Origin of the sequence: Salmonella enterica subsp. enterica serovar Typhimurium str. LT2 (genome assembly GCF_000006945.2) — a bacterium.
GTDB lineage: Bacteria > Pseudomonadota > Gammaproteobacteria > Enterobacterales > Enterobacteriaceae > Salmonella > Salmonella enterica.
The window spans coordinates 3,261,664-3,287,101 of record NC_003197.2 but is presented as its reverse complement, the minus strand read 5'-3'; the positions used below and the strand labels follow the sequence as shown (position 1 = coordinate 3,287,101).

The 25,438-nt window shown below is 50.1% G+C and carries 25 protein-coding genes, 1 tRNA gene and 36 other annotated features; of the genes, 14 read left to right on the top strand and 12 right to left on the bottom strand.

Annotated elements, in window-relative coordinates:
* Nucleotides 1–177: 177 nt before the first annotated feature.
* Nucleotides 178–183, top strand: a ribosome-binding site (putative RBS for STM3126; RegulonDB:STMS1H003163).
* Nucleotides 178–1,683, top strand: a protein-coding gene (locus tag STM3126; protein ID NP_462041.1) for a putative amino acid transporter. Within the gene, nt 184–1,683 belong to an annotated coding region; the region does not span the whole gene. Its footprint overlaps the feature before it by 6 nt.
* Nucleotides 1,657–1,662: a ribosome-binding site (putative RBS for STM3125; RegulonDB:STMS1H003162), on the top strand. Its footprint overlaps the gene before it by 6 nt.
* The gene (locus STM3125; RefSeq protein ID NP_462040.1) for a putative cytoplasmic protein occupies nt 1,657–2,218 on the top strand. Within the gene, nt 1,661–2,218 belong to an annotated coding region; the region does not span the whole gene. The genes STM3126 and STM3125 overlap by 27 nt, the downstream gene beginning before the upstream one ends.
* A gap of 103 nt (nt 2,219–2,321) precedes the next feature.
* On the opposite strand, the gene STM3124 is transcribed toward STM3125, so the two are convergent.
* Nucleotides 2,322–3,012 (bottom strand): putative response regulator gene (locus STM3124; RefSeq protein NP_462039.1). Within the gene, nt 2,322–3,005 belong to an annotated coding region; the region does not span the whole gene.
* Nucleotides 3,007–3,012: a ribosome-binding site (putative RBS for STM3124; RegulonDB:STMS1H003161), on the bottom strand. (Overlaps the previous gene by 6 nt.)
* Nucleotides 3,013–3,509: 497 nt before the next feature.
* Nucleotides 3,510–3,515: a ribosome-binding site (putative RBS for STM3123; RegulonDB:STMS1H003160), on the top strand.
* On the opposite strand from STM3124, the gene STM3123 reads away from it, so the two are divergent.
* Both STM3123 and STM3122 read left to right on the top strand, forming a co-directional pair.
* The gene (locus STM3123) for a putative arylsulfatase regulator (protein NP_462038.1) occupies nt 3,510–4,701 on the top strand. Within the gene, nt 3,517–4,701 belong to an annotated coding region; the region does not span the whole gene. (Overlaps the previous feature by 6 nt.)
* Nucleotides 4,702–4,763: 62 nt before the next feature.
* Nucleotides 4,764–4,769, top strand: a ribosome-binding site (putative RBS for STM3122; RegulonDB:STMS1H003159).
* The gene (locus STM3122; protein ID NP_462037.1) for a putative arylsulfatase occupies nt 4,764–6,509 on the top strand. Within the gene, nt 4,770–6,509 belong to an annotated coding region; the region does not span the whole gene. (Overlaps the previous feature by 6 nt.)
* A gap of 47 nt (nt 6,510–6,556) precedes the next feature.
* Here the strand turns inward: STM3122 and STM3121 are convergent.
* Nucleotides 6,557–7,440 (bottom strand): putative LysR family transcriptional regulator gene (locus STM3121; protein ID NP_462036.1). Within the gene, nt 6,557–7,435 belong to an annotated coding region; the region does not span the whole gene.
* Nucleotides 7,435–7,440, bottom strand: a ribosome-binding site (putative RBS for STM3121; RegulonDB:STMS1H003158). It overlaps the preceding gene by 6 nt.
* A gap of 78 nt (nt 7,441–7,518) precedes the next feature.
* Nucleotides 7,519–7,524 (top strand) — a ribosome-binding site (putative RBS for STM3120; RegulonDB:STMS1H003157).
* Between STM3121 and STM3120 the strand changes: the two genes are divergently transcribed.
* The 4 genes from STM3120 to STM3117 all read left to right on the top strand — a co-directional run bounded on the left by STM3120 (nt 7,519) and on the right by STM3117 (nt 10,715).
* Nucleotides 7,519–8,369 (top strand): putative LysR family transcriptional regulator gene (locus STM3120; protein NP_462035.1). Within the gene, nt 7,527–8,369 belong to an annotated coding region; the region does not span the whole gene. Its footprint overlaps the feature before it by 6 nt.
* A gap of 16 nt (nt 8,370–8,385) precedes the next feature.
* Nucleotides 8,386–8,391, top strand: a ribosome-binding site (putative RBS for STM3119; RegulonDB:STMS1H003156).
* Nucleotides 8,386–8,920 (top strand): putative monoamine oxidase gene (locus STM3119; RefSeq protein NP_462034.1). Within the gene, nt 8,393–8,920 belong to an annotated coding region; the region does not span the whole gene. Its footprint overlaps the feature before it by 6 nt.
* Nucleotides 8,921–8,931: 11 nt before the next feature.
* Nucleotides 8,932–8,937 (top strand) — a ribosome-binding site (putative RBS for STM3118; RegulonDB:STMS1H003155).
* The gene (locus STM3118) for a putative acetyl-CoA hydrolase (protein NP_462033.1) occupies nt 8,932–10,270 on the top strand. Within the gene, nt 8,945–10,270 belong to an annotated coding region; the region does not span the whole gene. (Overlaps the previous feature by 6 nt.)
* A 5-nt stretch (nt 10,271–10,275) precedes the next feature.
* Nucleotides 10,276–10,281 (top strand) — a ribosome-binding site (putative RBS for STM3117; RegulonDB:STMS1H003154).
* The gene (locus tag STM3117) for a putative lactoylglutathione lyase (RefSeq protein ID NP_462032.1) occupies nt 10,276–10,715 on the top strand. Within the gene, nt 10,281–10,715 belong to an annotated coding region; the region does not span the whole gene. Its footprint overlaps the feature before it by 6 nt.
* A gap of 161 nt (nt 10,716–10,876) precedes the next feature.
* On the opposite strand, the gene pheV is transcribed toward STM3117, so the two are convergent.
* Together pheV and yqgA are read right to left on the bottom strand one after the other, a co-directional pair.
* Nucleotides 10,877–10,949 (bottom strand) — tRNA-Phe (gene pheV / locus STM3116).
* 105 nt (nt 10,950–11,054) lie between these two features.
* Nucleotides 11,055–11,773 (bottom strand): putative inner membrane protein gene (gene yqgA, locus STM3115; RefSeq protein NP_462031.1). Within the gene, nt 11,055–11,762 belong to an annotated coding region; the region does not span the whole gene.
* Nucleotides 11,768–11,773 (bottom strand) — a ribosome-binding site (putative RBS for yqgA; RegulonDB:STMS1H003152). Its footprint overlaps the gene before it by 6 nt.
* A gap of 302 nt (nt 11,774–12,075) precedes the next feature.
* Nucleotides 12,076–12,084: a -35 signal (putative -35_signal for speC; RegulonDB:STMLTH004578), on the top strand.
* On the opposite strand from yqgA, the gene speC reads away from it, so the two are divergent.
* The gene (speC, locus tag STM3114; RefSeq protein ID NP_462030.1) for an ornithine decarboxylase isozyme occupies nt 12,076–14,322 on the top strand. Within the gene, nt 12,187–14,322 belong to an annotated coding region; the region does not span the whole gene. (Overlaps the previous feature by 9 nt.)
* Nucleotides 12,092–12,100, top strand: a -10 signal (putative -10_signal for speC; RegulonDB:STMLTH004578). Its footprint overlaps the gene before it by 9 nt.
* Nucleotides 12,171–12,176: a ribosome-binding site (putative RBS for speC; RegulonDB:STMS1H003151), on the top strand.
* A 61-nt stretch (nt 14,323–14,383) precedes the next feature.
* Here the strand turns inward: speC and nupG are convergent.
* The 4 genes from nupG to mutY form a co-directional block, all read right to left on the bottom strand.
* The gene (gene nupG / locus STM3113) for an MFS family nucleoside transport (RefSeq protein NP_462029.1) occupies nt 14,384–15,837 on the bottom strand. Within the gene, nt 14,384–15,640 belong to an annotated coding region; the region does not span the whole gene.
* Nucleotides 15,613–15,633, bottom strand: a protein binding site (putative binding site for CRP, RegulonDB: STMS1H000048). It overlaps the preceding gene by 21 nt.
* Nucleotides 15,654–15,659 (bottom strand) — a ribosome-binding site (putative RBS for nupG; RegulonDB:STMS1H003150).
* Nucleotides 15,691–15,711, bottom strand: a protein binding site (putative binding site for CRP, RegulonDB: STMS1H000078).
* Nucleotides 15,701–15,721: a protein binding site (putative binding site for CRP, RegulonDB: STMS1H000042), on the bottom strand. Its footprint overlaps the feature before it by 11 nt.
* Nucleotides 15,733–15,753, bottom strand: a protein binding site (putative binding site for CRP, RegulonDB: STMS1H000073).
* Nucleotides 15,802–15,810, bottom strand: a -10 signal (putative -10_signal for nupG; RegulonDB:STMLTH004577).
* Nucleotides 15,829–15,837: a -35 signal (putative -35_signal for nupG; RegulonDB:STMLTH004577), on the bottom strand.
* A gap of 19 nt (nt 15,838–15,856) precedes the next feature.
* Entirely contained in the window at nt 15,857–16,942 is a 1,086-nt protein-coding gene (gene mltC / locus STM3112; protein ID NP_462028.1) for a membrane-bound lytic murein transglycosylase C, read from the bottom strand.
* Nucleotides 16,943–17,054: 112 nt separating this feature from the next.
* Nucleotides 17,055–17,341, bottom strand: a protein-coding gene (gene yggX, locus STM3111; protein ID NP_462027.1) for a putative cytoplasmic protein. Within the gene, nt 17,055–17,330 belong to an annotated coding region; the region does not span the whole gene.
* Nucleotides 17,336–17,341: a ribosome-binding site (putative RBS for yggX; RegulonDB:STMS1H003149), on the bottom strand. (Overlaps the previous gene by 6 nt.)
* Before the next feature lie 16 nt (nt 17,342–17,357).
* Complete coding sequence (mutY, locus tag STM3110) at nt 17,358–18,410, bottom strand: adenine DNA glycosylase (RefSeq protein ID NP_462026.1); 1,053 nt, start codon at nt 18,408–18,410, stop codon at nt 17,358–17,360.
* A 137-nt stretch (nt 18,411–18,547) separates the two neighbouring features.
* Nucleotides 18,548–18,553 (top strand) — a ribosome-binding site (putative RBS for yggH; RegulonDB:STMS1H003148).
* On the opposite strand from mutY, the gene yggH reads away from it, so the two are divergent.
* From yggH to yggM, 5 genes are all read left to right on the top strand, one after another.
* The gene (gene yggH / locus STM3109; RefSeq protein ID NP_462025.1) for a putative S-adenosylmethionine-dependent methyltransferase occupies nt 18,548–19,284 on the top strand. Within the gene, nt 18,565–19,284 belong to an annotated coding region; the region does not span the whole gene. Its footprint overlaps the feature before it by 6 nt.
* Nucleotides 19,272–19,277, top strand: a ribosome-binding site (putative RBS for yggL; RegulonDB:STMS1H003147). (Overlaps the previous gene by 6 nt.)
* The gene (gene yggL / locus STM3108) for a putative cytoplasmic protein (RefSeq protein ID NP_462024.1) occupies nt 19,272–19,610 on the top strand. Within the gene, nt 19,284–19,610 belong to an annotated coding region; the region does not span the whole gene. The genes yggH and yggL overlap by 13 nt, the downstream gene beginning before the upstream one ends.
* Nucleotides 19,611–19,648: 38 nt before the next feature.
* Nucleotides 19,649–19,654 (top strand) — a ribosome-binding site (putative RBS for yggN; RegulonDB:STMS1H003146).
* Nucleotides 19,649–20,379 (top strand): putative periplasmic protein gene (yggN, locus tag STM3107; protein NP_462023.1). Within the gene, nt 19,660–20,379 belong to an annotated coding region; the region does not span the whole gene. Its footprint overlaps the feature before it by 6 nt.
* Before the next feature lie 18 nt (nt 20,380–20,397).
* Nucleotides 20,398–20,406: a -35 signal (putative -35_signal for ansB; RegulonDB:STMLTH004576), on the top strand.
* The gene (gene ansB, locus STM3106) for a periplasmic L-asparaginase II (RefSeq protein ID NP_462022.1) occupies nt 20,398–21,614 on the top strand. Within the gene, nt 20,568–21,614 belong to an annotated coding region; the region does not span the whole gene. It overlaps the preceding feature by 9 nt.
* Nucleotides 20,414–20,422, top strand: a -10 signal (putative -10_signal for ansB; RegulonDB:STMLTH004576). Its footprint overlaps the gene before it by 9 nt.
* Nucleotides 20,443–20,463, top strand: a protein binding site (putative binding site for CRP, RegulonDB: STMS1H000053).
* Nucleotides 20,443–20,467: a protein binding site (putative binding site for FNR, RegulonDB: STMS1H000150), on the top strand. Its footprint overlaps the feature before it by 21 nt.
* Nucleotides 20,509–20,533, top strand: a protein binding site (putative binding site for FNR, RegulonDB: STMS1H000170).
* Nucleotides 20,555–20,560: a ribosome-binding site (putative RBS for ansB; RegulonDB:STMS1H003145), on the top strand.
* A 113-nt stretch (nt 21,615–21,727) precedes the next feature.
* Nucleotides 21,728–21,733, top strand: a ribosome-binding site (putative RBS for yggM; RegulonDB:STMS1H003144).
* The gene (yggM, locus tag STM3105; RefSeq protein NP_462021.1) for a putative periplasmic protein occupies nt 21,728–22,754 on the top strand. Within the gene, nt 21,747–22,754 belong to an annotated coding region; the region does not span the whole gene. It overlaps the preceding feature by 6 nt.
* Nucleotides 22,755–22,844: 90 nt before the next feature.
* On the opposite strand, the gene yggW is transcribed toward yggM, so the two are convergent.
* The 4 genes from yggW to yggT all read right to left on the bottom strand — a co-directional run bounded on the left by yggW (nt 22,845) and on the right by yggT (nt 25,438).
* Nucleotides 22,845–23,997, bottom strand: a protein-coding gene (gene yggW, locus STM3104) for a putative oxidase (RefSeq protein NP_462020.1). Within the gene, nt 22,845–23,981 belong to an annotated coding region; the region does not span the whole gene.
* The gene (gene yggV, locus STM3103) for a putative xanthosine triphosphate pyrophosphatase (RefSeq protein ID NP_462019.1) occupies nt 23,974–24,577 on the bottom strand. Within the gene, nt 23,974–24,567 belong to an annotated coding region; the region does not span the whole gene. The genes yggW and yggV overlap by 24 nt, the downstream gene beginning before the upstream one ends.
* Nucleotides 23,992–23,997, bottom strand: a ribosome-binding site (putative RBS for yggW; RegulonDB:STMS1H003143). (Overlaps the previous gene by 6 nt.)
* Nucleotides 24,572–24,577: a ribosome-binding site (putative RBS for yggV; RegulonDB:STMS1H003142), on the bottom strand. (Lies within the gene yggV.)
* Nucleotides 24,575–24,877, bottom strand: a protein-coding gene (gene yggU / locus STM3102) for a putative cytoplasmic protein (protein NP_462018.1). Within the gene, nt 24,575–24,865 belong to an annotated coding region; the region does not span the whole gene. Before yggU ends, yggV begins: the two co-directional genes overlap by 3 nt.
* The gene (gene yggT / locus STM3101) for a putative integral membran resistance protein (protein ID NP_462017.1) occupies nt 24,862–25,438 on the bottom strand. Within the gene, nt 24,862–25,428 belong to an annotated coding region; the region does not span the whole gene. The genes yggU and yggT overlap by 16 nt, the downstream gene beginning before the upstream one ends.
* Nucleotides 24,872–24,877, bottom strand: a ribosome-binding site (putative RBS for yggU; RegulonDB:STMS1H003141). (Overlaps the previous gene by 6 nt.)
* Nucleotides 25,433–25,438, bottom strand: a ribosome-binding site (putative RBS for yggT; RegulonDB:STMS1H003140). Its footprint lies within the gene yggT.

Below are 25,438 nucleotides of genomic sequence, written 5' to 3'. Positions count from 1 at the left end.
TTGGCATCACTGGGGAGAATAACGCGCTCCCCACTTGCTATTAGCGCATGCGGGGACGGCGTCACAACGTTATTTACCGTTATCCCTCTTCAGGACGATACCTGTTAGATACGGTGCCTGCCATAAATAAGCGTTATTCCGGAGCGGTAATTTATTGTTGTAATAATAGTGAAGAGGTTGACCATGTTTAAAAACAGACTTGCCAGCCATCTTGAACGTGGCGTTATTGGTTTCCCCACGACGCTTGCCAGCTCCGTCGGGCTGATTATGGCAAGCCCGGTGATCCTGACCGTGACCAGTGGTTTTGGCTCAGGGGGAGATACCTTTGCTCTTGCGGTATTACTGGCATTTATTATGATGCAAGCGCAGATTACCACCTTTGCCGAAGCGGCAACGCTTATTCCCACGACTGGCTCCGTCTACGACTATATTTCCTGCGGGATGGGGCGTTTTTTCGCTATCACCGGTGCGCTTTGCGCTTACCTGATCGTACACATTTTTGCCGGCACGGCAGAAACGATTCTCGCTGGCGTCATGGCGCTGGTGAACTTTGAGTCTGTTAGCGAACACGTGGCCATGCAGCACAATACCTGGATGGTTGGCGTCGGCATGGTAGTGGTTTTCGGGTTACTGAATGCCATTGGTGTTGAAGTATTTGGCAAGGTGGAAGTGTTTCTTACATTCGGTATGTGGACTACCCTGACCATCTTCGGTTTATGCGGGATCCTGTTATCCCCGGTCACTCATCATTCCGGGTGGTTTGGCGCACCTCTTGATGTCAGTAATCTTTCTGGTCTGTTTGGTTATATTGGCATGGCGATGTTTATGTTCGTCGGTTGTGAACTGGTCACGCCAATGGCGCCGGAAATTAAAAAAGCGCATCGTACGATTCCCAGAGCGATGGCGCTTGGCCTTTTAGCGGTGGCAGGTTGTATGTTCCTCTATGGCGCTGCGATTAACCGGCAGGTAAATAATGTGGTGGTCGATGCGGCAAACCATATCTTTTTACTGGATACGCCGATGGCTATTCCCGCCTTTGCCAATCGTGTCATGGGACATGTCGGGCAATACTGGCTGGGCGTGGGGTTGTTGTTAGCGGGATGTGCGACGATTAATACGCTAATGGCGGCAGTACCGCGTATTATATACGGCATGGCGCTGGACGGCGCTTTGCCGCGGTTTCTGACCTGGTTGCACCCCCGCTTTAAAACACCGGTCATCGCCATCGCATTCGGTGTTGCGATTCCCTGTTTACATGCCTGGTATCTGAACGGTGATATCGACCACATTGTTCCGCTGATCCTCGCTGCGGTCTGCGCCTGGGGAGTAGCTTATCTGCTGGTAACGTTATCGGTCGTTATCTTACGTATTCGGCGCCCCGATTTACCACGCGCTTACCGGGCCCCCTGGTTTCCCTTACCTCAGATTATTTCGAGCGTGGGTATTATTATCGCCATTATTAATATCGCGCCTCCAGGAATGAACAGTCGGGATGTACTTATACCATTCGGTATTATGCTTGGATTGACTGCCGCCTATGCCTTATTCTGGACATTATGTGTGCAACGGGTTAATCCTTTCCTCCCGCTTCCGGTAGAAGAGGTCGTGGAACGGGCTATGGGCAATTATGAAAAGCGAAACAATGAAGAGATGACGCCAGATGTCCTCCGTCCCCTGGTTTAAGAGCACATTAATGAACATGGTGTTACGTGATTTGAGCGGCTGGCGTTGTGAAAAATTGACCGAACATAGCGCCGTGCTGCATCTGAATGCATTTACCCAGGTTATCTGCCATGCTCAGCAAAAACGGTTATTCATGGCCAGTATTCACAGTTGTGAATTCAGGGTGAAAGGCACAATCAATTATCCTTTGCAGGGCAAAATTCGCGTTCATCAGCCCGGATGGCTGAAACGTTATCCCGTCATTTTTACTGGCAGCAAAAGTACCGCCGGGCTGATTAACTATCTTAATTGTTTCCCCAATTTACAACAGGCACTGAGTGAACTGGATTATCGTCGGTTTACGCTGGTTTTACATCATAAGGAATGGTATTGCAGCATTGAGCTATGGGCTGCTAGCGAAGTAGTTTGTAAAATGCCGCCGCTGCGCCGTTATCTGCGGCTTGAGCGGCACCAGCGTGTTCTTCTGCTTAGTGTGATAAATATGATCAATCAGGCCATGAATCAATGGCTGCAACAGGATACCGACGCCAGATAATATGACATTTTATTGAGGCATCAGATCAGAGAGTGGTATTAATTCAGGCATATATGACAATGGGGAAAAGACCCGCAATTGACGCGGGTTAAAAAGCACGCTTTCACATATGCTGTGCATGTTGTACCGAAGACATTCTGGTTCGGGAAACCAGTTCCGTGCGATTTATCACTTCTGTTTTAGCAAAAATATTACGTAAATGCGTTTTCACTGTTGAGAGAGAAATATTCAACTGACGGGCAATCAATTTGTTGCTGGCCCCTTCGCAGACCATTCCCACAATTTCACGCTCTTTGGCGGTCAATATTGACTCCAGATCGTTGTCTTCCTGAAGAGAATCATGAATCGCCAGTCCCAGTAATGGTTGTACTGCCTGGGCTCGCAAACGCTCTTCGCTGGAAAAAGGTATATCGCGCATTAATGAAATGCCCGCGATAATACGATGGCCCCGACGAATAAAGATCTCAATCATGTCGCACACATGATTAGGTAGCATAAATTCATGATAATAATGGCGATGTCGGGCACAGATACCGGGCGTCATCGTCGCTACGGTAACAACCTGTTGGCCGAACCGGGAAGGCGATAGCGGGTCTAATGGTTGAAAATGCTCCAGATATTGTTGGTGTGTGCTATTAGAAATGTTATGTAAAACATAGGCTTCTGGCTTTAAATAAGCATTAACACGATAAAAAACCGCCGACGACAGAGGAATGAGTTGCGCAATGCTCTGTAAGCAATGGAGAGTGATCCCGTCATTATGGCCAGTAGTTGATAAGGCTGACATGTTATCTCCTTCCATCCGGATGAGCGCGTCGGGGCGCAGTAAAATAGTGGTATGTTGAAACATACAATTTACATTCGGTTAACACAATCATTCACATGTTAATAATGTGACGTATGTTGCGGTATTTTTTATAACATCTTGAAAATAAATGATTTTAATTTAAATCCTGTCTGGTTTTCTAAAAAATAATTTAAAATTATTAATATGATTTTTTTCTGTCGCGGTTGACTCATCTCCTGAAAATGCCGTGAGTTCTCGTCCTTCAGGACGATATTCTTTTGAGACGACTGTTCTATGATTTTCTGTAATAGCGCAGGTTAACAGAGACTTAATTTCTGGCTCAGACAGGATTTGCTAAATAACGTTTCAATAGCGTCATGCGCTATGCAGAAAACCGGCGTATCAATAGATACAGCCTGCTCTCGGCATTCTGCCCGCAGCGCCAGACGAACGCTATTGCGAAATGTGAGTCATGTCTCCGCATCAGAAATGATAACTACAGGACAGAATAATGTTGAATCTCAACACATTACGGCAACAACAAATCCCCGTAATGACGGAATATCGCGCGCAGATACCCTTTCATATTCTGGCAAAGCCCATAGGCCCTGCATGTAATCTGGCCTGCCGCTATTGTTATTATCCACAGGGCGAAACGCCCGTAGAAAAAATGAATGAATCAACGCTGGAGATTTTTATTTGTCGCTATATTGCGGCGCAACCTGCCAGTGCGCGTGAAATTAATTTTGTCTGGCAAGGCGGTGAACCGCTTTTAGCCGGAATCGGTTTTTATAAAAAGGTAATAGCGCTTCAACAACGATATGCGCCTGACGGCGTGACGATCAGTAATAGTCTGCAAACGAATGCGACGTTGTTAAACGATGCCTGGTGCCGTCTGTTTCGCGACAATAATTTTACTATTGGCATCAGTCTTGAGGGCAGTGAAGACTTGCAAAATCATCATCGTCCGGGCAAACGCGGCGAGGCCAGCTATCCGGCGGTGTTGCGGGGAATCACATTGTTACAACACTATCGAGTCGATTTTAATGTACTGATTGTCGTGCATGATGACATGGCTCGCCATGCGGCAGCCATCTACGATCATGTTGTTAGCCTTGGCGTTCGTTATCTGCAATTTCAGCCACTGATGAACGAAGGCAACGCCCTACAGCAACGTTACCAATTGAGTGCGGATAACTGGGGACGTTTCATGATTGATATCTGGCGTCAATGGCGCAAACGCGGCGATATGGGACGGGTTTTTGTGATCAACATTGAACAGGCATGGGCACAATATTTTACGCATATCAGCGCCACCTGTGTCCATTCCGCCCGCTGCGGAACGAATCTGGTCATGGAGCCGGACGGCAAACTCTATGCCTGCGATCATCTGATTAATAGCCAGCATTACCTGGGACAGCTTGCTAATAATACGTTAGCGCCAGCCGTAGATTCCGCAACCCGGCTTCCCTTTGGTATTAAGAAAAGCCAGCGCCGGGAGTGTCAACGGTGTTCTGTGAAAATAGTCTGCCAGGGAGGCTGCCCCGCACATATCAACAGTGCCGGCTACAACCGACTTTGTAGCGGCTATTACTCTTTTTTCACGGAGATTCTGGCTCCGCTACGCGCCTGGCCCCGGGATCTGAATGGACTGAAAGCCTGGCGTGCTGACGTTATGGGTAGATTTTCGGGCTGATGGTTCCTCTTGCCGCATTTGCCCGCCGCTCTTGTACAACATCCGTAGTCTGAAATGGAGAATAAGCCGTGAAAAAAGAAGTAACACTTGCCACACTTAGCATTATCTTCTCCGGTACGGCGCACAGTACGCAAAACGAACGTCCTGATATTATCGTGATTATCGCTGATGATATGGGATATTCTGATATCACTCCCTTCGGTGGGGAAATCCCAACGCCTAATTTGCAGGCGATGGCTGAGAACGGCGTGCGGATGAGTCAATATTACACGTCTCCCATGTCTGCTCCCGCCCGTGCGATGCTATTAACCGGGAACACCAGTCAGCAAGCGGGTATAGGCGGTATGTGGTGGTATGAAAATACCATAGGTAAGGAAGGCTATGAATTGCGCCTGACTGATCGGGTGACGACCATGGCTGAACGCTTTAAAGATGCTGGTTACAATACGCTGATGGCGGGTAAATGGCATCTTGGTTTTACGCCAGGCTCGACGCCAAAAGATCGGGGCTTTCGTCATTCTTTCGCCTTGATGGGGGGAGGCGCCAGTCACTTTGATGATGCCGTGCCGCTGGGAACCGTGGAGATATTTCATACCTATTATACCCGTGACAATCAGCGCATTTCACTGCCCTCCAGTTTTTACTCCAGCGAAGCCTATGCCAGCCAGATTAATCGCTGGATCAGCGAGACGCCACGGGAACAACCTATCTTCGCGTGGTTGGCCTTTACTGCGCCACATGATCCTCTGCAGGCGCCGGATGAATGGATTAGTCGTTTTAAAAGTCAGTATGAACAGGGCTATGCAGACGTCTATCGTCAGCGTATTGCTCGTTTGAAGAAACTGGGTTTCCTGCGTGATGACATACCTCTGCCAGGACTGGAACTTGATAAAGAATGGCAGGCGATGACCCCGGAACAGCAGAAATATACGGCGAAGGTGATGCAGGTTTACGCTGCTATGATCGCCAATATGGATGCACAGATCGGCACCGTTATTGAGACGTTAAAAAAGACCGGGCGCGATAAAAACACGATTCTGGTCTTCTTAAGTGATAATGGTGTGAATCCGGCGGAGGGCTTTCACTATGAATCTGAACCGGATTTTTGGAAGCAATTCGATAATCGTTACGAAAATATTGGTCGTAAAAATTCATTTATCTCTTATGGTCCCCACTGGGCTGATGTCAGCAATGCGCCTTATGGTCGCTATCACAAAACGACCAGCGGTCAGGGGGGAATTAATACCAGTTTTATGATTTCCGGTCCTGGTATCATCCATCATGGCGCCATAGATAACGCCACGATGGCGGCGTATGATGTTGCGCCCACGCTCTATGAATTTGCAGGTATTGATGCCAGTAAATCATTATCTGAAAGACCGACACTGCCAATGATCGGCGTGAGTTTTAAACGCTATCTGACCGGTGAAAGTCTGCACGCGCCTCGCACACAATATGGTGTTGAACTCCATAATCAGGCGGCCTGGATAGATGGGGAATGGAAATTGCGTCGTCTTGTCACAGTATTCCCACAGGCGGGTAATGCGCCATGGGAATTATTCAACCTGCAACGTGACCCCCTGGAAACGCATAATCTCGCAGCAAATTATGCGGATAAAGTGAAAATACTGAGCAGCGCATATGAGGCATTTGCAAAACAGACAATGGTGCTTTATGCCAAAGGCAAGCTTATCGATTATGTGGGTATCGACAGTAAAACCGGGCGTTATCTGGCTGTCGATCCACAGACATTGCAGCCAGTTCCTGCTCCGTTAGCGATTCCTTTAGACACAAAATCGGACCAATAATTATTGGTTACGTTTCAAATGATTATTCAACGCTCACATAACCGCATTCAGCCAGTGACTTTCAGGATGAAGTTTCTCAGCGTTGGCGATGTATCGCCGCGCCGGTATGCCAGAGCCAGTTTTGCGACGGGCATCTGGTCTGCAACGGGGCGGTATACTACTCCCTTGACATTAACCTGTCTCATTGAATCTGGAACCATCGACACGCCCATCTCTGCCGACACAAGGTTAATGACTGACGAAATTTGCGGCACGAGTTGACCAATTTTCGGTTCAAAGCCCGCTTTACCGCAGGCCTTGATCACTGCGTCATAAAGCGACAGGCCGATTTCACGTGGGAAGAGTAAAAAAAACTCATCTTTGAGAATCGAGAGTGCAATCTGTTTACACGCCGCAGCAGGATGCGTTTCTGCCAGCACAATAACCATTGGCTCTTCAGACAGTAACCTGAGCTGGAACCGTTCATTGCCTGTAAAACCGGGTCTCAGAAAGGCAACATCCAGCGATCCTTCATTCAATTCATCAGCCAGTTGGGTTGTATTTCCTTCCTCAAGCTGCAAACGAACGTCAGGATAAGCCCGCTTGAAAGTACGGATTGCGCCGGGCACCACACTGTTAAATGCCGCAGAGGCAGTAAAACCCACCCTTAACACGCCCGACTCCCCCCTGGCGACACGCTGCGCCGCCAGCACGGCTCTTGTCGCGGTAGCAGGCATCCCTTTAACAACATCATAAAATGCTTTTCCAGCCTCGGTTAATTCCGCGCCATGAGGCACTCTCCGGAATAGCTGCGCTCCCAGCTCTCTTTCCAGATCCTTAATCTGTTGGCTTAGCGGCGGCTGACCTATGCCTAATTTTGTCGCAGCCCGCGTGAAATGCCGCTCTTCAGCGACGGCGAGAAAATAGCGAATATGGCGCAGTTCCATCCTCATCTCCAAAAGCAATTAAGAATGGCACCATCATATATTGGAAGAATGAAACCAGCGAGCGCATAGTGAGGTTAACAGGAGGTGCAATATGCCCGATATTTCTCATACACCGACACGTAGCTGGCTTTTTACCCCAGCAATTCGACCAGAACGTTTCATAAAAGCAGTTGAAAGTGCGGCGGACATTTCTATTATCGATCTTGAAGACTCCGTCACCCCGAATGACAAGGCGCAGGCCCGGAAAATTGCGATGCAGTTCCTTTCATCCCGACCAAACTCATCGCTGAAAATAGCATTAAGAATTAATGGAATGAATACTCATGCTGGCATTGAAGACCTGCATATGTTACTGGAATGCCGTTTTTTTCCTGATTACATTATTCTTCCAAAAACAGAGTCAGCCGCGCACCTGCAAATCGTGGATAGTCTTATCATGATGGCTGGTTCTGATACTCGCCTTATTGGCATTATTGAGTCAGTTGTTGGGCTTAATGCCGTAGAGTCTATTGCGGACGCCACCCCCAGACTCTGCGGGTTGATGTTTGGCGCCGCAGATATGGCGGCTGACATTGGCGCCACACCCGCCTGGGAGCCTCTTGCGCTGGCGCGGGCCAGAATAGTGGCTGCCTGCGCTATGAAAGGGCTTCTTGCAATAGATGCTCCCTTCTTTGATATAGGCGATTTTTCAGGTCTGAAAGAGGAAACGCTGCAGGCGCTCAGTTTTGGTTTTTCTGCAAAATCGGCTATTCACCCCGCTCAGATTAGTGTAATCAACGCCGCATTTACTCCTACAACGGCAGAAATTAATCATGCTCGTGCAGTACTGACAGAGAATGCCAAAGGCGTCGGGATCGTTAGCGGCATGATGATAGATGCAGCCGTTGCCCGTCAGGCCCGGAGATTACTCGCCCGGGCAGGGATCTTTTCCTGATTTTATTAACAGAGGAATTGATTATGAACACGTTATTACCCGCTTATAAAACCATTAGCGAGGGGCGCTACCGAGAAATTTCGGGTCTTTACTGGGAGGATTTTCATCCCGGTGATGTTTTTGAACATCGTCCCGGCCGGACGGTTCTGGACGCCGATAATGTGTGGTTTACCCTGCTCACTCTCAATGTGCAGCCGGTCCATTTCGATGCGGCTTACGCCAGCAAAACGGAATGGAAAAAGTTACTGGTTGATTCAACGTTCACTCTGGCGCTTTTAACCGGTATGAGCGTGCGTACTGTCAGCGCCAAGGTCGTGGCCAATCTTGGCTGGGATAAGGTACAAGCCGTCCATCCGGTTTTCGCAGGGGATACACTTTATGCTGAAAGCACTGTACTCAGCAAACGCCTGTCAAATAGTCGCCCGGGACAAGGCATCGTTACCGTTCGGACATGTGGTATTAACCAGAATGGTGTAGAGGTCATGCGCTTCGAACGAACAATGTTAGTTTATTGCTGTGGATGTTCGCCTGAAGAAGACGCCGCTTATTGAGAAATCGCCCTGAGGTTTAGAGTCATGATGAATGTTAATGCAGTGTATGCCGAAAAATGCGTGACGCCTGACGAGGCGGTTACTTTAATTACCTCCGGCAGTCACCTCTCTATGGGAATGTTTGCAGCAGAGCCTCCAGCTTTGCTGAATGCGCTGGCAAAGCGAGCGAAAAGGGGAGAAATCAACGATCTGCGGGTTTACTGTTATGAAACAGCCAGCATTGCCGGGAACACTATTTTCCGTTATGAGCTAAGTGACTATATTCATCTCTACAGTATGTTTATTACCGGTATTGAACGGGCTTTAATACGTCAGGGGATTGAGAGTTCCGGGCGAAAAATAGTTAACTATGTACCTTCAAATTTTCATCAGGCGACGCGATTACTAGCTGATGATATTGGTATTGATACCTTTATTCACACCGTGTCCCCTATGGATAAGTATGGCTATTTTAATTTTGGAACTGGAAACGATTATTCCACCCGGATTGCGAGGACAGCTAAAAAGCTTATTGTCGAAGTTAACAAATATATGCCGCGCGTTCATGGAGAAGGTGCTGCAATCCATATTTCAGAAATTGACGCCATTGTTGAAAACCATGTCCCTTTAATTGAACTACCAATACGTACTGCCGTAGCCGAAGATATTGCTATCAGTCAGATTATCGCTTCTCTTGTGCCAGATGGCGCTTGTCTCCAGATGGGGGTCGGCGCATTACCGGAGCTCATCTGTAATGCGCTCAAGGAACATAATGATCTGGGGGTCCATACAGAGGCGCTGAATCCGGGGTTGGTAAGTTTGATTCAACAAGGCGTCGTTACCAATCAGCGTAAAAATATCGACCGGGGAATGTCTGTATTTACTTTTGCTATGGGACAAAAGGATATGTATGACTATCTCAACGACAACCCCTCTTTTTTTAGTCGGCCTGTCGATTATGTTAACGATCCGGGGATCATTGCGCAAAATGAGAATGTTGTCTCCATTAACGCTACCTTACAAATCGATCTCACTGGTGCCTGTAACTCTGAATATTTGCTTGGACACCAGTACAGCGCTTCAGGAGGGCAATTGGATTTTGTCAGAGGCGCATATGCATCTAAAGGAGGTCGTTCCATTATTACGACCCGCTCAACGGCCGCGAATGATACGATTTCTCGTATTGTTCCCCGCCTTGAGGGGCCTGTAACAACCCCACGAACGGATACGCACTGGATAGTCACTGAATTTGGCTCCGTAAACCTGAAGGGGCTCTCTTCAACCGAGCGTGCGCTCAGCATCATTGAATTGGCACATCCCAATTTTCGGCAGCAACTTAGAGTAGATGCAAAAAAAATGCATCTGATTTAAAAGTAGGTTAATGCTATTTTTTAATGTAGCATCCCTAAAATATAAACATCATGAGTCTATTCAAATGATAATTGACAGAATTGATCACCTTGTATTAACGGTATCTGATATATCAACCACAATAAGATTCTACGAAGAGGTACTTGGTTTTTCTGCGGTAACATTTAAACAAAACAGAAAAGCGTTAATATTTGGAGCGCAAAAAATTAACCTCCATCAGCAAGAAATGGAGTTCGAACCAAAAGCGAGTAGACCAACGCCGGGATCTGCCGATTTATGTTTTATTACATCGACACCGATAAATGATGTTGTGTCTGAGATCTTACAGGCAGGCATTTCCATTGTTGAAGGCCCGGTTGAGAGAACTGGAGCCACAGGCGAGATAATGTCTATCTACATCAGGGACCCTGATGGAAACTTAATTGAAATTTCGCAGTATGTTTAATGTTAAAACTTACTATTACTGCCTTTATTATGATCACGCATCCGTTTATATTGGTCTAATGGAGATCATATGGCAATAATTTCTGGAAAGAGTCTATGTTCAAACTTATTGACTTGAAGACATCGAGGAATTCATAAGAAAGCATAAAAAAGGGAAAGTGGTGCCCGGACTCGGAATCGAACCAAGGACACGGGGATTTTCAATCCCCTGCTCTACCGACTGAGCTATCCGGGCAACGAGGCGCATTAAACCGTAATCGCCTCGCTTCGTCAACGAAATTTCTTCAAATCAACGTAGACTGCACAATCTATCACCACTTTGTTGTTATTGCACGCAGAATCAGGCAAAAAACATCGCCCATGCGGCGGAGATCGGCATCGCCAGCAACAGCGCCGGGAGCATATTCACTACCGGAAACATTTTGATTCCACATACACGCAAGCCGGTAGCCACCAGCAGCAGTCCACCCACGGCGCTAAAGTCGCCCATCATTGCCGGCGTGGTCAGTGGAAGAATGAGGGTGGCGCAGGCGGCAAGCGTTAACTGGATAATCAACATCGGCGCGCAAATCGCCGAAACGGCGATGCCAAGCGAACAGGCGAAAATAATGGCAGTGAAAAAATCCAGAAAAGATTTAGCGATCAAAATGTTTGGATCGCCGGTCATCCCTTCATGCATCGCGCCGAAAATACCGGTGCCGCTGGCGCAAAAAAGTACAATGATAGCGACGTAACTTTGAATAAATGAGTCGTGTGTCGGCTTCTTACCCGATGCCATAAATAATTGTTGGATTTTCGCGACTGCGCCATTAATGCCTTTTTCCAGCAAACAAAACTCGCCGATAAGCGCGCCGACCAGCGTCGCCAGCACCATCACCGGAAGATTAGCGCACTTCATCACCAGCAGAATGCCAATTCCCAGAGAGCACAGACCAAAAATAGACGTCATTGAGACGCGAATCCGTTCTGGCAGACGCTGACTTAACAGCGCGCCAATAACGCCGCCGAATAAAATTGCGCCAGCGTTAATAAAAGGTCCAATTACCACAATGACTCCTGTTATTTGTCTTTCAAATTGCCTTATTATCACGCGATTAAGCTGTTAATAGCTTGATTATCTGTGACGTATAGAGCGCTGATTTTACCTTGCGCCGCCTGGTGAAAGGTGCCATGATTGCGCGAAATTTCTCCTGCCAGCATGGGGCTCGCCGGGATGAACATAGCGCCTTTATATTGTCTTCACTGTCGCCTGACTGCGCGAGGTTTGCCCCTTTCTTTCCTTTTTTTGTCATCCCCGCTATGCGGTGAGGGCAGCGCACGCTCACTGCAGGACAACAGTAAAATCAGAAACAGTCTGTTTTTACTGATGTCTGGCGGTCGGAGCTGGTATCCAGTTTGACCCGGCATCTCGTTGGGCAAGGCATCGGGCCTTGTCTGGGGTTACTCTACTCCCGAAACGGATATTTGCGCTTATGAAATCAATGAATATTGCCGCCAGCGGTGAACTCATTCCCCGTCTCTCCACCCACCGAAACGTAGTGGCGCTGGACAGTACCGACTTTACCGATGTGGCCGCAGTCGTCATTACCACTGCCGACAGCCGTAGCGGTATTCTGGCGTTGCTTAAACGCACCGGTTTTCACCTGCCGGTGTTTATGCTTGCGGATGAACCCGTCAGCGCGCCTGTCGGCGTTACGGCGGTAATAGTCGGGAACGCGCAGGAATGGCTGGAGCTGGAAAACGCTGCCTGTCGCTACGAAGCGGAACTTCTGCCGCCCTTTTATGGCACCCTGACCCAGTATGTCGACATGGGGAATAGTACTTTTGCTTGCCCGGGGCACCAGCATGGCGAATTTTTTAGAAAACATCCCGCAGGCCGCCATTTTTATGACTTTTTTGGTGAAAACCTGTTTCGTGCGGATATGTGTAACGCCGATGTGAAACTTGGCGATCTGCTAATACATGAAGGTTCTGCCAAACACGCGCAGAAATTTGCGGCAAAAGTGTTTAATGCGGATAAAACCTACTTTGTGCTGAATGGGACTTCGGCGGCGAATAAAGTGGTCACCAACGCCCTGCTGACGCGCGGCGATCTGGTGCTGTTTGATCGTAATAATCACAAATCCAACCACCACGGCGCCCTGATTCAGGCCGGGGCGACGCCAGTCTATCTTGAAGCGGCGCGTAACCCGTTTGGTTTTATCGGTGGCATTGATGCGCACTGTTTTGATGAAACGTACCTGCGCGACCAGATTCGTGACGTGATGCCGGAAAGCGCCGATGCGTCGCGTCCGTTCCGCCTGGCGATCATTCAGCTGGGTACCTATGACGGCACTATTTACAACGCCCGTCAGGTGGTGGATAAAATCGGGCATCTCTGCGATTACATTCTGTTTGACTCCGCGTGGGTAGGCTATGAGCAGTTTATCAATATGATGGCGGATACCTCGCCGTTGCGGCTGGAGCTTAATGAAAACGACCCTGGGATCTTTGTGACCCAATCGGTACATAAGCAACAGGCGGGGTTCTCACAAACCTCGCAGATCCACAAAAAAGATAACCATATTCGCGGCCAGGCGCGTTTTTGCCCGCACAAACGCCTGAACAACGCCTTCATGTTGCATGCTTCAACCAGTCCGTTCTACCCGCTGTTTGCGGCGCTGGATGTCAATGCCAAAATCCACGAAGGGGAGAGCGGTCGCCGCCTGTGGGCGGAGTGCGTTGCGCTGGGCATTGACGCGCGTAAAGCCATTCTCGCCCGTTGCAAACTGCTTCAGCCCTTTATCCCACTGGTGGTTGACGGCAAGCCGTGGCAGGCATATCCGACGGAGACCATTGCCAGCAATCGTCGTTTCTTCAGTTTTGAACCCGGGGCGAAATGGCATGGCTTTGAGGGCTATGCGGATGACCAGTATTTTGTCGACCCCTGTAAACTGTTACTGACCACGCCAGGTATTGATGCCGATAGTGGGCGATACACCGAATTCGGCATCCCGGCGACCATTCTCGCCCACTATCTGCGTGAGAACGGTATTGTGCCTGAGAAGTGCGATCTCAACTCGATTCTGTTCTTGCTGACACCCGCCGAGAGCGAAGAGAAGCTGGCGCGACTGGTCGCGATGCTGGCGCAATTTGAACGGCACATTGAAGACGATACGCCGCTTGCGGATGTATTGCCGACGGTTTTTCAGAAATACCCGGTGCGCTACCGCGATTACACCCTGCGTGAGCTATGTCAGGAGATGCACAACCTGTACGTTAGCTTTGACGTTAAGGATCTGCAAAAAGCGATGTTCCGCAAAGAAAGCCTGCCGCATGTGGCGATGAACCCACAGGATGCCAACAGCGCCTTTATTCGCGGCGATGTAGAGCTGGTGCGTATCAGCGAGGCGGGCGGGCGTATTGCTGCCGAGGGGGCATTGCCATACCCGCCGGGCGTACTGTGCGTGGTGCCGGGGGAGATTTGGGGCGGCGCGGCGCAGCGTTATTTTTTGGCGCTGGAAGAGGGCATCAATCTGTTGCCTGGTTTTTCGCCGGAATTGCAGGGGGTATATAGCGAGACCGATGCCGATGGAATTCAACGCTTGTACGGATATGTTTTAAAGTAACGTTGCCTGCAGGCCGGATAAGGCATTTACACCTTATCCGGCCTGCGAAACAGGGCAAGGATTAATGTGCAACGGGTTGCGAACTTGCCGGAACGCGAACGTGTTTGTATTTGAACAAGGCTACGAACGCGAAGGCCAGCACCAGCGAGTAGCCTGCGAAGATGAGCCACACGGTCTGCCAGTCGGTAATGCCGTTTTGAGTGTAATACTCCACCACTTTACCGCTCACAATGCCGCCCAGGATACAGCCGAAGCCATTGGTCATCATCAGGAACATCCCCTGCGCGCTGGCGCGGATTTCCGGGCGTACTTCTTTTTCGACAAACACCGAGCCAGAAATGTTGAAGAAGTCGAAGGCGCAGCCGTACACAATCATCGACAGTACCAGCAGAACGGTACCGAACGGCGTCGGGTCGCCATAAGCGAACAGGCCGAAACGCAGCATCCACGCCACAATACTGATAAGCATAACGTTCTTAATACCATAGCGGCTCAGGAAGAACGGAATGGTCAGGATGAATAACGTTTCAGAAATCTGCGAAATCGACATCATCACCGAGGCGTGCTGCACGATAAAGCTACTGGCGAATAGCGGATCTTTATCAAAGCTATGCAGGAAGGTGTTGCCAAACATGTTAGTGATCTGCAGTTCCGCGCCCAGCATCATGGAGAAGATGAAGAAAATCGCCATCCGCTTATTTTTAAACAGCGCAAAAGCGTCAAGGCCCAGCATTGATGTCCAGCTCTGGTTTTTCTGTTGGTTCGCCACCGGAATGTGCGGCAGGGTAAAGGTAAACAGTACCAGCAGAACGGAAAGCGTCGCGCCGATATAAAGCTGCATATGGCTCAGCTCGAAACCGGAGAAACTCACGCCCCACATCGCCAGAATAAAGCCAATGGTGCCCCAGATACGGATAGGCGGGAAGTCAGTCACAATATCCATGCCGGCAGACTGCAGGCGGTAATACGATATAGTATTGATCAAGCCCAACGTCGGCATATAGGCCAACGAGTTAAGCAGGATCACAAAGAACATCGCCCCAGGCGTAGTGACTTCCGCGGCCATGAATAGCGTGATGGCGCCGACGACATGACACAGGGCATAGACCCATTTCGCGCTCAGCCATTTGTCAGCCACAATGCCTAGCAAGGTCGGCATAAAGACGGCGGCAATCCCCAGTGAACTATAAACTGCGCCAATAGATGCGCCGTCAAATTTTAAGGTGACGAACATATACGAGCCCAGGGTAGTGAGCCAGCTTCCCCACAGACAGAACTGCAGAAAAGAGAGTATTTTAAGCTGCAGCTTAAGATTCATGTTAATTTCCTCACACCTGAGAGCGGATGAATGTTTTAAAAGGCACATTTGCCGTTGTGATTTGGTGTGATTCTATCAATGAGAGGCGGGCTTTTTTTGTTACCTGTGACAAATATTTGCAAACAATTTCTGATTGCAAAGCAAAAGGGTGACGGAGTTAACACTTTTACCTTTCCCGCCTCTGTCATTTGCCAACCAGAGGCGGGATGCGATGGTTTATCGGCGGCGATACGATCGCTGGGCGGAATTCACCTTATACAGATAGCGGCGCGACTCCGCAGATGGATGTCGGGTGGTTAATATCTGGTACACATCCCCCGGCGACATGCGGTTAATCATATTCGCGGCCTGAATCTTATCGTTCGAGAATACGCGTAATACGCTGCCTGCGCCGCCATTGTAGGCGGTAATGACCGCATAGCGCCGCGACGTCGGATTCTCAATACCGCTCAGATAGACATTATTCAACATTGCCAGATACGCTGTGCCGGTATCGATATTGCTGGCGGGGTCGAACAGGAAGTTACGGCTTGGCGTGCCGGACTTACCCTGAGAACGGAAAACATCTTTCCCGGCGCTGTGTTGCACTACCTGCATCAGGCCCAGCGCATCCGCGTGGCTGACCGCATACGGGTTAAACGAGGACTCCGTTTGCATAATCGCCAGAATCAGCGACTCGTCAACGCCGTATTTACGGGAGGCCTGGCGTACCATGCCAATGTATTTATGCGCGCGTTTATCAAGGTGGTTCGGCACCAGATTAATGGTGACGCTGTAAATAATACGCAGGCCGTTACTGCGGCTTTTGAGCCGCGTTTTCAGCAAGTAATCCGCGAATGTCGTGGCGCGGCCTTCCCAGCGAATAGGCTGGCCGGTATTGTCGAGGACCTGACCATACAGGAAGGGTTCTTTAGAAATTTTTATGTCATCGACATCGGAGTAAAGATCGACGGAGGTTGGGTCGTCACCCATGAGCAACGTTTTAATAATAGCCCGGCGCAGATGTGCGGTAGGTTCCGTCCCGGCGATGGTTTCAACGGTAATGGTCCCATCATCAAAGTTGATGTGGCTACGGGTCTGGAACTGATCGGTATATTTGACGTAGTCTTTCGGCCCGGCAATCAGGACTTCCTTATATCCCCACAGATTTTCAATATTGTTGGCAAATTGCCCCATCAAAATATCAAAGCCGTTGGTATCCTTGACCCAGGCTTCATTATACGTCTCGCCTTTTTTGGTCGAACTGGAGCAGGAGATGAGCAACGGCGCAATAACAGCAAGCGCGAGTAATTTTTTCATCATTCCGGGAGTGCATGTTGTGTTGTCGTTATGCCATGTTGCCGGGCAGCGACGCTAAGGGCTTATCCGGCATAACTCACAGGCCGAATAAGCGCAGCGTCATTCAGCAACGGGCCTATTTTTTATCTTCCGGCGTATAACCTTCGATATGAACGTCTTTGCCTTCGAACAGGAAGCTCACCATCTCCTGTTCCAGCAGCTTACGGTGCTCGGCGTTCATCATGTTGAGCTTTTTCTCGTTAATCAACATGGTCTGCTTATGCTGCCACTGCGCCCACGCGTCCTTAGAGATCTCGTTATAGATACGTTTTCCCAGTTCGCCAGGGTAGAGCTGAAAATCTTGCCCTTCAGCGTCGCGTTGCAGGTAAGTACAAAAAATCGTTCTGCTCATAAGTCATCCTCTTCATCGACCGGGGCGTTAAACTGGCGCTCCGGTACGTAACTGCTGTAACAAGCGCTCCACGGGGGCCGCCAGTCCGACTGACGGCGGTTGCGCTAAGTTATACCAGAGCGCGCTGCCTTCATCCATGCAGGCGTCCAGTGACGACACGGGAAGCCACATAGGCACAATATCCAGATGGAAATGGCTAAATGTGTGGCGAAACGCATTAAGCTGGGTCAAATTATCAGCGTTAACATGCCGTTGCGCCAGCCATTCACGTAATTCATCTTCTCTGGCGAACTGCGGAAAGCAGTAGAGTCCGCCCCATAAACCGCTGGGAGGACGCTGCGCCAGGAAAATCTCCTGATTATGCTGTAACAATAAAAAGTAACCCGTCCGCTCCGGCAACGTCTGTTTCGGTTTCTTGCCCGGATAGCGTGACCAGCTTTCATGCGCAGCGGCGATACAACCGTTTTGCAGCGGACACAGGGTGCACTTTGGCTTTGAACGCGTACAAACCATCGCGCCCAGATCCATCATCGCCTGATTAAAACGCTCCACGCCGCGTGCGGGCGTCACTTGCTCGCTCAACGTCCACAGCGTATTCTCCACCTCTTTTTTTCCAGGCCAGCCGCTAACAGCATAACAGCGAGCCAGCACACGTTTAACGTTTCCATCAAGAATCGGATAATGTTTACCTAACGCGAGGGAGAGAATCGCGCCGGCGGTTGAGCGCCCGACGCCGGGTAGCGCGGCGATTTCGGCAAAAGTTTGCGGGAATTCTCCACCGTGAAGCGTCGCCACCTGTTGCGCCGCTTTATGCAAATTACGCGCGCGGGCGTAATAGCCGAGCCCGGTCCATAAATGGAGCACTTCATCCAGCGGCGCATTCGCTAAATCCGTCACTGTCGGAAAGCGCGCCATAAATCGCTCAAAGTAAGGAATCACCGTCGTCACCTGCGTTTGTTGCAACATGACTTCCGAGAGCCATACTTTGTAAGGCGTCTTGTTAATTTGCCAGGGCAGCGTTTTCCGCCCGTATTTGTCGTACCAGTCCAGAACCTGGGCTGAAAATTGAGACGCTTGCATGGAAACTCATTCATTATTGCCGGGGGCAAGATTGCAGCACAGAGGCCGCAGGGTGTAAACCGGAACTTTCCGCAGTGCGCTTCATGCTTGCATCCGGCAACTAACTTTGGATAATGCCCGTTTTCAGAACTCAAACACAGCAGACTACACTTTTATGAAAAACGACGTCATTTCACCGGAATTTGATGAAAACGGTCGCCCGCTGCGCCGTATTCGTAGTTTTGTTCGTCGCCAGGGGCGACTGACAAAGGGGCAAGAGCACGCGCTGGAAAACTACTGGCCGGTGATGGGCGTCGAGTTCAGCGAAGCGCCGGTAGATTTCGCCACGTTGTTTGGTCGCGAAGCGCCGGTGACGCTGGAGATTGGTTTTGGCATGGGGGCGTCTCTCGTGGCGATGGCGAAAGCGCGCCCGGAGCAGAATTTCCTCGGCATTGAAGTGCATTCACCCGGTGTCGGCGCGTGTCTGGCGTCCGCTAATGAAGAGGGCGTTGAAAACCTGCGCGTCATGTGCCATGACGCGGTAGAAGTGTTGCATAAAATGATTCCTGACAATTCTTTATCGATGGTTCAGCTCTTTTTCCCTGACCCGTGGCATAAAGCGCGTCATAATAAACGCCGTATCGTTCAGGTGCCGTTTGCTGAACTGGTATTGAGCAAGCTGAAATTGGGCGGCGTTTTCCATATGGCGACCGACTGGGAAGCGTATGCGGAACACATGCTTGAAGTCATGTCTTCTATCGACGGGTACAAAAATCTGTCAGAGAGCAATGATTATGTACCGCGCCCGGAATCGCGCCCGGTAACGAAATTTGAACAACGTGGCCATCGTCTTGGTCATGGCGTATGGGACTTAATGTTCGAGAGGGTGAAATAATGGCAAAGAACCGTAGTCGTCGTCTGCGTAAAAAAATGCACATTGACGAATTCCAGGAATTAGGATTTTCGGTGGCATGGCGTTTTCCGGAAGGTACATCTGAAGAGCAGGTCGATAAGACTGTCGATGACTTTATTAATGACGTTATTGAGCCTAATAAACTGGCGTTTGACGGCAGCGGCTACCTGGCCTGGGAAGGGCTGATTTGTATGCAGGAAATCGGTAAATGTACCGAAGAACATCAGGCGATTGTGCGTAAGTGGCTGGAAGCGCGCAACCTTGAAGAAGTCCGAACCAGCGAACTTTTCGACGTTTGGTGGGACTAATAAGTACAGGGTCGGCAAATGCCGGCCCGCTTTGTCTTGAGGGAAAGTTATGATGCGCAAAACGCTGCTGGCGACAGTGCTAACGTTTACGGCGATGGCCGCTCATGCAGATTACAAATGCAGCGTCACGCCGCGTGACGATGTGATCCTGAGTCCACAAACGGTGCAGGTGAAAGGTGAAAACGGCAACCTGGTGATCACGCCGGACGGCAATGTGATGTACAACGGTAAGCAGTACACCCTTAGCGCCGCGCAGCGCGAGCAGGCGAAAGATTACCAGGCGGAACTGCGAAGCGCGCTGCCGTGGATTGATGAGGGCGCCCGATCGCGCGTCGAAAAAGGCCGCGTGGCGCTGGATAAAATCATCGCTAAAGAGGTGGGCGAAAGCAGCAACATGCGTAGCCGTCTGACGAAGCTTGATGCGCAATTAAAAGCGCAAATGAACCGCATTATCGAACATCGTACGGACGGCCTGACGTTCCACTATAAGGCTATCGACCAGGTGCGTGCCGACGGTCAGCAGTTGGTGAATCAGGCGATGGGCGGTATTTTGCAGGACAGCATTAACGAAATGGGCGCCAAAGCGGTGCTTAAAGGCGGCGGCAATCCTTTACAGGGCGTGATGGGCAGTCTAGGTGGTTTGCAAACCGCTATCCAGAACGAATGGAAAAACCAGGAGAAAGATTTCCAGCAGTTTGGCAAAGATGTCTGTAGCCGCGTAGTGACCTTAGAAGATAGCCGCAAAGCGCTGGTTGGCAGCCTGAAGTAATCTTTCCTTTTTAAACAATGGCGCAGATCGTATCTGCGCCTTTTTATTCTGTTTTTTCCTGCATTTTGTTATCCATCTCTAAAAAATACTCTCTGTCGGATATATATCGCTGGTTAATCGTATGGCGTCACATTATTCGTCTGCAATATAGAGATAATGCGACCAGTTGACATAACTGGAGATATAACATGGAGTTTTTCAGGAAAACGGCATTAGCTGCTCTGGTAATGGGTTTCAGCGGCGCAGCGTTCGCTTTACCGAATATCACCATCTTAGCGACCGGCGGAACGATCGCTGGCGGTGGTGATTCAGCAACAAAATCAAATTATACGGCAGGTAAAGTCGGCGTCGAAAATCTGGTGGATGCCGTTCCTCAATTGAAGGACATTGCGGTAGTGAAAGGCGAGCAGGTCGTTAACATTGGCTCGCAGGATATGAACGATGAAGTCTGGCTCACGCTGGCGAAAAAAATCAATACCGAGTGCGACAGCACCGACGGTTTCGTGATCACCCACGGTACTGATACGATGGAAGAGACCGCTTATTTCCTCGATCTGACCGTGAAATGCAATAAACCGGTGGTACTGGTCGGCGCGATGCGTCCTTCCACGTCAATGAGCGCAGATGGCCCGTTCAACCTCTATAATGCGGTAGTAACAGCGGCTGATAAACAGTCTGCCAACCGCGGCGTGCTGGTGGTAATGAATGATACCGTCATGGACGGACGCGACGTCACTAAGACCAATACGACTGACGTGGCGACGTTTAAAGCGGTTAACTACGGCCCGCTGGGTTATATCCACAACGGTAAAATTGACTACCAGCGTACGCCAGAGCGTAAACATACCACCTCCACCCCGTTCGACGTGTCGAAGCTGACCGCGTTGCCGAAAGTCGGTATCGTTTATAACTATGCGAATGCGTCCGATCTGCCGGCAAAAGCGCTGGTAGACGCGGGTTATGACGGGATCGTGAGCGCAGGAGTGGGTAACGGCAACCTGTATAAAACGGTCTTTGATACCCTGGCGACCGCCGCGCACAACGGTACGGTAGTGGTGCGTTCTTCACGAGTGCCGACTGGCGCAACCACGCAGGATGCGGAAGTTGACGATGCAAAATACGGCTTTGTCGCTTCCGGCACGCTGAACCCGCAAAAAGCGCGTGTCTTACTGCAACTGGCGTTAACCCAGACTAAAGATCCAAAACAGATCCAGACGATGTTCAATCAGTATTAAAGATAATGCCCCGGTCGGAAGGCCGGGGCTATCTTTGGAAGACCTCTCGCACAACCAACACTATTATCTTGCTAATTATCATCCTGGTTATGATAATCGTGGGTGTCATGTCTCTGGACGGGAGGTCCACAAGTGGTTCGACAATGGATTGCTGGCGCAGCGCTGTTTGCCCTGATTTCAGGCTATAGTTGGGCAGAGGTTGCTCAACCCTCCGATAACATCTTAAAAGAACAGTTTAGTAAGCAGTACCACGGCATACTTAAACTGGATTCCATTACCTTAAAAAATCTTGATTCGACGGGCAATCAGGCCACCTGGTCTGCCGAAGGGGATATTTCTTCCCGTGAAGATATGTATACCGGCGTTGGTATGGCGGCGGATTATTATTTTGTTGAAAAAACCTGGACCAAAGATCGTCCCGTTAAATTTTCTGCCATGTTAACCAGTAAAGGGACGCCAGCCTCTGGCTGGACGGTGAACTATTACTCATTACAAATGGCAGCCAGCGATCAGGGCCGGGCTATTGACGACATTAAAACGAATGATAAATACCTGATCGTCAACAGTGATGACTTTAACTATCGGTTTGGCAACATTGAAGCCTCCTGGCGTGCGCAGAAAGCGTCGATCCCCGGTCTTGAAGAACAACTCTCTGCCCTGGATAAGAAAATAGCGGTAGCTAAAAAAGAAGCGGACGCGTATTGGGGAAAAGGCGCTGATGGGAAACCGTTGACCCGCGCCGAGGCGTTTAAAAAGACGTTAAAAGAGCGCGATGATTATGTAAAAGCCAACGATAGCAGCGTATATGCCGAGAAATACGAAAAAGAGGTCTATCAACCGGCATTAGACGCGTGCCGTAAGCAGAGTGAGCCGTGCAATGAAGCGGCTATTCAGCAGAAAAGAGATTTAGACATACACGAGCAACGGCGGCAGGTATTTTTGAAATCAGAAGAGCTGCGTCGAAAAGCGCAGAATGACTGGATAACGTTAGAGAAAGGGCAATATCCGCTGAATATAGCGGTACAGAAACTTCAGATGCAACAGAGTGATATCCGTGTGAAAATTATGGATATTAATGACGGTTACGAGCGCTGGAAAAAAGATACGGACGATTTGCGTCGTAAAGGGGTTATTAAATAATGCGTTTGCCGGCGGCGCATTAACCGCCACAGGTCGGTAAGCGTCGCGCCATCAGGTATTTTACCCGCTGGCGCGACAGGCTTATCCTTGTTATTCCGCGAGAAACAACTCAAGAAGAGAGTTTAAAAACAGTTTACCGTGCCGGGTAATCTGCCAGTATTGCTCGCATTCGGTCAGGTAGCCCTGGGCAATAGCCTCGTCGATTGGCTGACGAATAACCGCTTCCGTAAGCCCGGTATAATCGACAAATTCGGCGCGAGGCGCGCGCTCCAGCAACCGAAAACGGTTCATAAAGAATTCAAAGGGTTTATCGTCATCACTCACGTCACGCTGGCTTTCCAGGTAACGTCCCTGCATATAACCGCGTGGGTGACGGGTTTTGGTGGTGCGCAGGATCCTGCCGTCCGGGAAGGTGACTTTACCGTGGGCGCCGCAGCCAATCCCCAGATAGTCGCCAAAGCGCCAGTAGTTCAGATTATGCTGGCACTGATAACCGGGTTTGGCATAGGCCGACGTTTCGTATTGCTGATAGCCCGCGGCGGTTAATAACTGGTGGCCCTGCTCAAAGATATCCCACAGAGCGTCATCGTCCGGTAAAACCGGCGGACGCGAACCGAACAGAGTGTTGGGTTCAATCGTCAATTGATACCATGAGAGATGCGGCGGATTAAGCGCAATTGCCTGTCGCAAATCGTTCAGCGCCTCTTCCAGCGTTTGGTCCGGCAATCCATGCATCAAGTCGAGGTTAAAGCTGCGTAGCCCAAGCCCATTTGCCAGTCTTGCTGCCCGCTTCGCCTCTTGTGGACCGTGAATACGGCCAAGACGTTTCAGCTTAGGCTCACTAAAGCTCTGCACGCCAATGGAGATCCGGTTTACGCCGGCGCGCTGATAGTCGATGAAGCGGTCGGCTTCGACCGTGCCGGGGTTCGCTTCCATAGTAATTTCCGCATCCGCCGCCAGATTCAGGCGCGCACGCACGCCGTCCAGCAGCGTTTGCATCGCCGGCCCGGAAAGCAGGCTTGGCGTACCGCCGCCAATAAAAATGGTCTTTACTTCACGCCCTTGCGCCCAAGCGACGTCGGCATCCAGATCGTTTAACAGATGCTGGACGTAGTCGTCATGTGGCACCTCGCCCTTCAACGCATGGGAATTGAAGTCGCAATATGGACATTTTTGTACACACCAGGGAATATGAATATAAAGACTGAGCGGCGGTAGTTTAGCCATTGCGTAACGCATCCAGCAGCAGCTTGAGCGCTTGTCCACGGTGGGAAATCGCGCTTTTTTCTTCACGGGTCAGTTCTGCGGCGGTTTTGCCTTCAGACGGTACGAAGAAAATGGGATCATAGCCAAATCCGCCATTTCCGGCCGCCTGGCGAGTAATGACGCCAGGCCAGCTACCGTGACAGACTATCGGTGTGGGATCTTCCGCATGACGCAAATAAACCAGTACACAATGGAATCGCGCCTGGCGTTTGTCGTCCGGAACATCCCGTAGAGTATGCAGCAGTTTTTCCAGATTTTGCTGATCTGTCGCGTTTTCGCCAGAATAGCGCGCGGAATAGATACCCGGCGCGCCGCCTAAAACGTCAACGGCCAGACCGGAGTCATCGGCAATGGCGGGCAGGCCGGTCATTTTGGCGGCATGGCGCGCTTTGAGAATCGCGTTTTCAATAAACGTCAGGCCGGTTTCTTCCGCGGAATCGACGCCCAGTTCCGTTTGCGCTACCACATCAAGCCCAAAATCGCTTAACAGCGACGCGAGCTCGCGCACTTTACCGGCGTTGCCGGTTGCGAGAACAACTTTTTGCATGGAGTACCTACTCAGTTAACGCCGCAATTTCCGGCGGGATCTGTTGCGGGTGAATAATTTTTACCTGTTTGTGACGGCCCAGCTCGCCTTTTTCGATGACGATCTGACTTTTCGCCACGCGAAACTGTTTACCGAGAAACTTGGTCAGATGGCTGTTTGCCTGACCGTCAACCGGTGGGGCGGTAATGGCGATTTTCACCTCGTCGCCATGTAAACCCACAATACTATCGCGGCTGGCTTTCGGCTGAATATAAAGCCGTAACACCAGACCGTCTTCGCAGCGAGTCACAGCACTCATAACGCCATCCACAGCCCCGGCAGCAACATGTTGCCTGTCGCTTGTAAGACTTCAGCGATCCCCATATTAACGACATACAGCAGCAGCACCAGAACCATCGGCGAGAAGTCGATGCCGCCCATCGCAGGCAGTATACGGCGAATCGGGCTGAGCAGCGGCTCGGCAAGCTGAATCAATACATATTCAATCGGGCTACGACCCTGGCTCACCCAGCTCATGATAGCCATGACCAGCAGCACCCAGAAGATCAGCAGGCCGATTGTTTTAAGCAAGATAAGCACCGCGGCAATCCAGATAATCGCCTGAAACGTAATTACCTTAAACAGCACTATCGCCTTAATAACGCTAAGAATAAACGCCACCAGCAGGGAAGCGCTGTCAATCGGCCCCATTGGCGGGATAATACGACGCAGCGGTCCGATGATGGGCTGCGTAATTTTCACCACGAACTGGGAAAAAGGGTTGTAAAAGTCACAGCGGGCCCACTGCATCCACACGCGCAATAATAGCACCATGGTATACAGCTCAATTACCGTTGAGAGCAGGAAGGTCAACGTATTCATGGCGTTCCTC

Coding starts and splice junctions, on each gene's coding strand:
- mltC (NP_462028.1), bottom strand. CDS start 16,942: ATGATGAAAAAATTACTCGCGCTTGCTGTTATTGCGCCGTTGCTCATC.
- STM3120 (NP_462035.1), top strand. CDS start 7,527: ATGCCCGATATTTCTCATACACCGACACGTAGCTGGCTTTTTACCCCA.
- yggT (NP_462017.1), bottom strand. CDS start 25,428: ATGAATACGTTGACCTTCCTGCTCTCAACGGTAATTGAGCTGTATACC.
- STM3119 (NP_462034.1), top strand. CDS start 8,393: ATGAACACGTTATTACCCGCTTATAAAACCATTAGCGAGGGGCGCTAC.
- ansB (NP_462022.1), top strand. CDS start 20,568: ATGGAGTTTTTCAGGAAAACGGCATTAGCTGCTCTGGTAATGGGTTTC.
- STM3126 (NP_462041.1), top strand. CDS start 184: ATGTTTAAAAACAGACTTGCCAGCCATCTTGAACGTGGCGTTATTGGT.
- speC (NP_462030.1), top strand. CDS start 12,187: ATGAAATCAATGAATATTGCCGCCAGCGGTGAACTCATTCCCCGTCTC.
- yggU (NP_462018.1), bottom strand. CDS start 24,865: ATGAGTGCTGTGACTCGCTGCGAAGACGGTCTGGTGTTACGGCTTTAT.
- STM3125 (NP_462040.1), top strand. CDS start 1,661: ATGTCCTCCGTCCCCTGGTTTAAGAGCACATTAATGAACATGGTGTTA.
- STM3118 (NP_462033.1), top strand. CDS start 8,945: ATGATGAATGTTAATGCAGTGTATGCCGAAAAATGCGTGACGCCTGAC.
- STM3124 (NP_462039.1), bottom strand. CDS start 3,005: ATGTCAGCCTTATCAACTACTGGCCATAATGACGGGATCACTCTCCAT.
- yggH (NP_462025.1), top strand. CDS start 18,565: ATGAAAAACGACGTCATTTCACCGGAATTTGATGAAAACGGTCGCCCG.
- yggX (NP_462027.1), bottom strand. CDS start 17,330: ATGAGCAGAACGATTTTTTGTACTTACCTGCAACGCGACGCTGAAGGG.
- STM3117 (NP_462032.1), top strand. CDS start 10,281: ATGCTATTTTTTAATGTAGCATCCCTAAAATATAAACATCATGAGTCT.
- STM3121 (NP_462036.1), bottom strand. CDS start 7,435: ATGGAACTGCGCCATATTCGCTATTTTCTCGCCGTCGCTGAAGAGCGG.
- yggL (NP_462024.1), top strand. CDS start 19,284: ATGGCAAAGAACCGTAGTCGTCGTCTGCGTAAAAAAATGCACATTGAC.
- yggW (NP_462020.1), bottom strand. CDS start 23,981: ATGGCTAAACTACCGCCGCTCAGTCTTTATATTCATATTCCCTGGTGT.
- yggV (NP_462019.1), bottom strand. CDS start 24,567: ATGCAAAAAGTTGTTCTCGCAACCGGCAACGCCGGTAAAGTGCGCGAG.
- nupG (NP_462029.1), bottom strand. CDS start 15,640: ATGAATCTTAAGCTGCAGCTTAAAATACTCTCTTTTCTGCAGTTCTGT.
- yggN (NP_462023.1), top strand. CDS start 19,660: ATGATGCGCAAAACGCTGCTGGCGACAGTGCTAACGTTTACGGCGATG.
- STM3123 (NP_462038.1), top strand. CDS start 3,517: ATGTTGAATCTCAACACATTACGGCAACAACAAATCCCCGTAATGACG.
- mutY (NP_462026.1), bottom strand. CDS start 18,410: ATGCAAGCGTCTCAATTTTCAGCCCAGGTTCTGGACTGGTACGACAAA.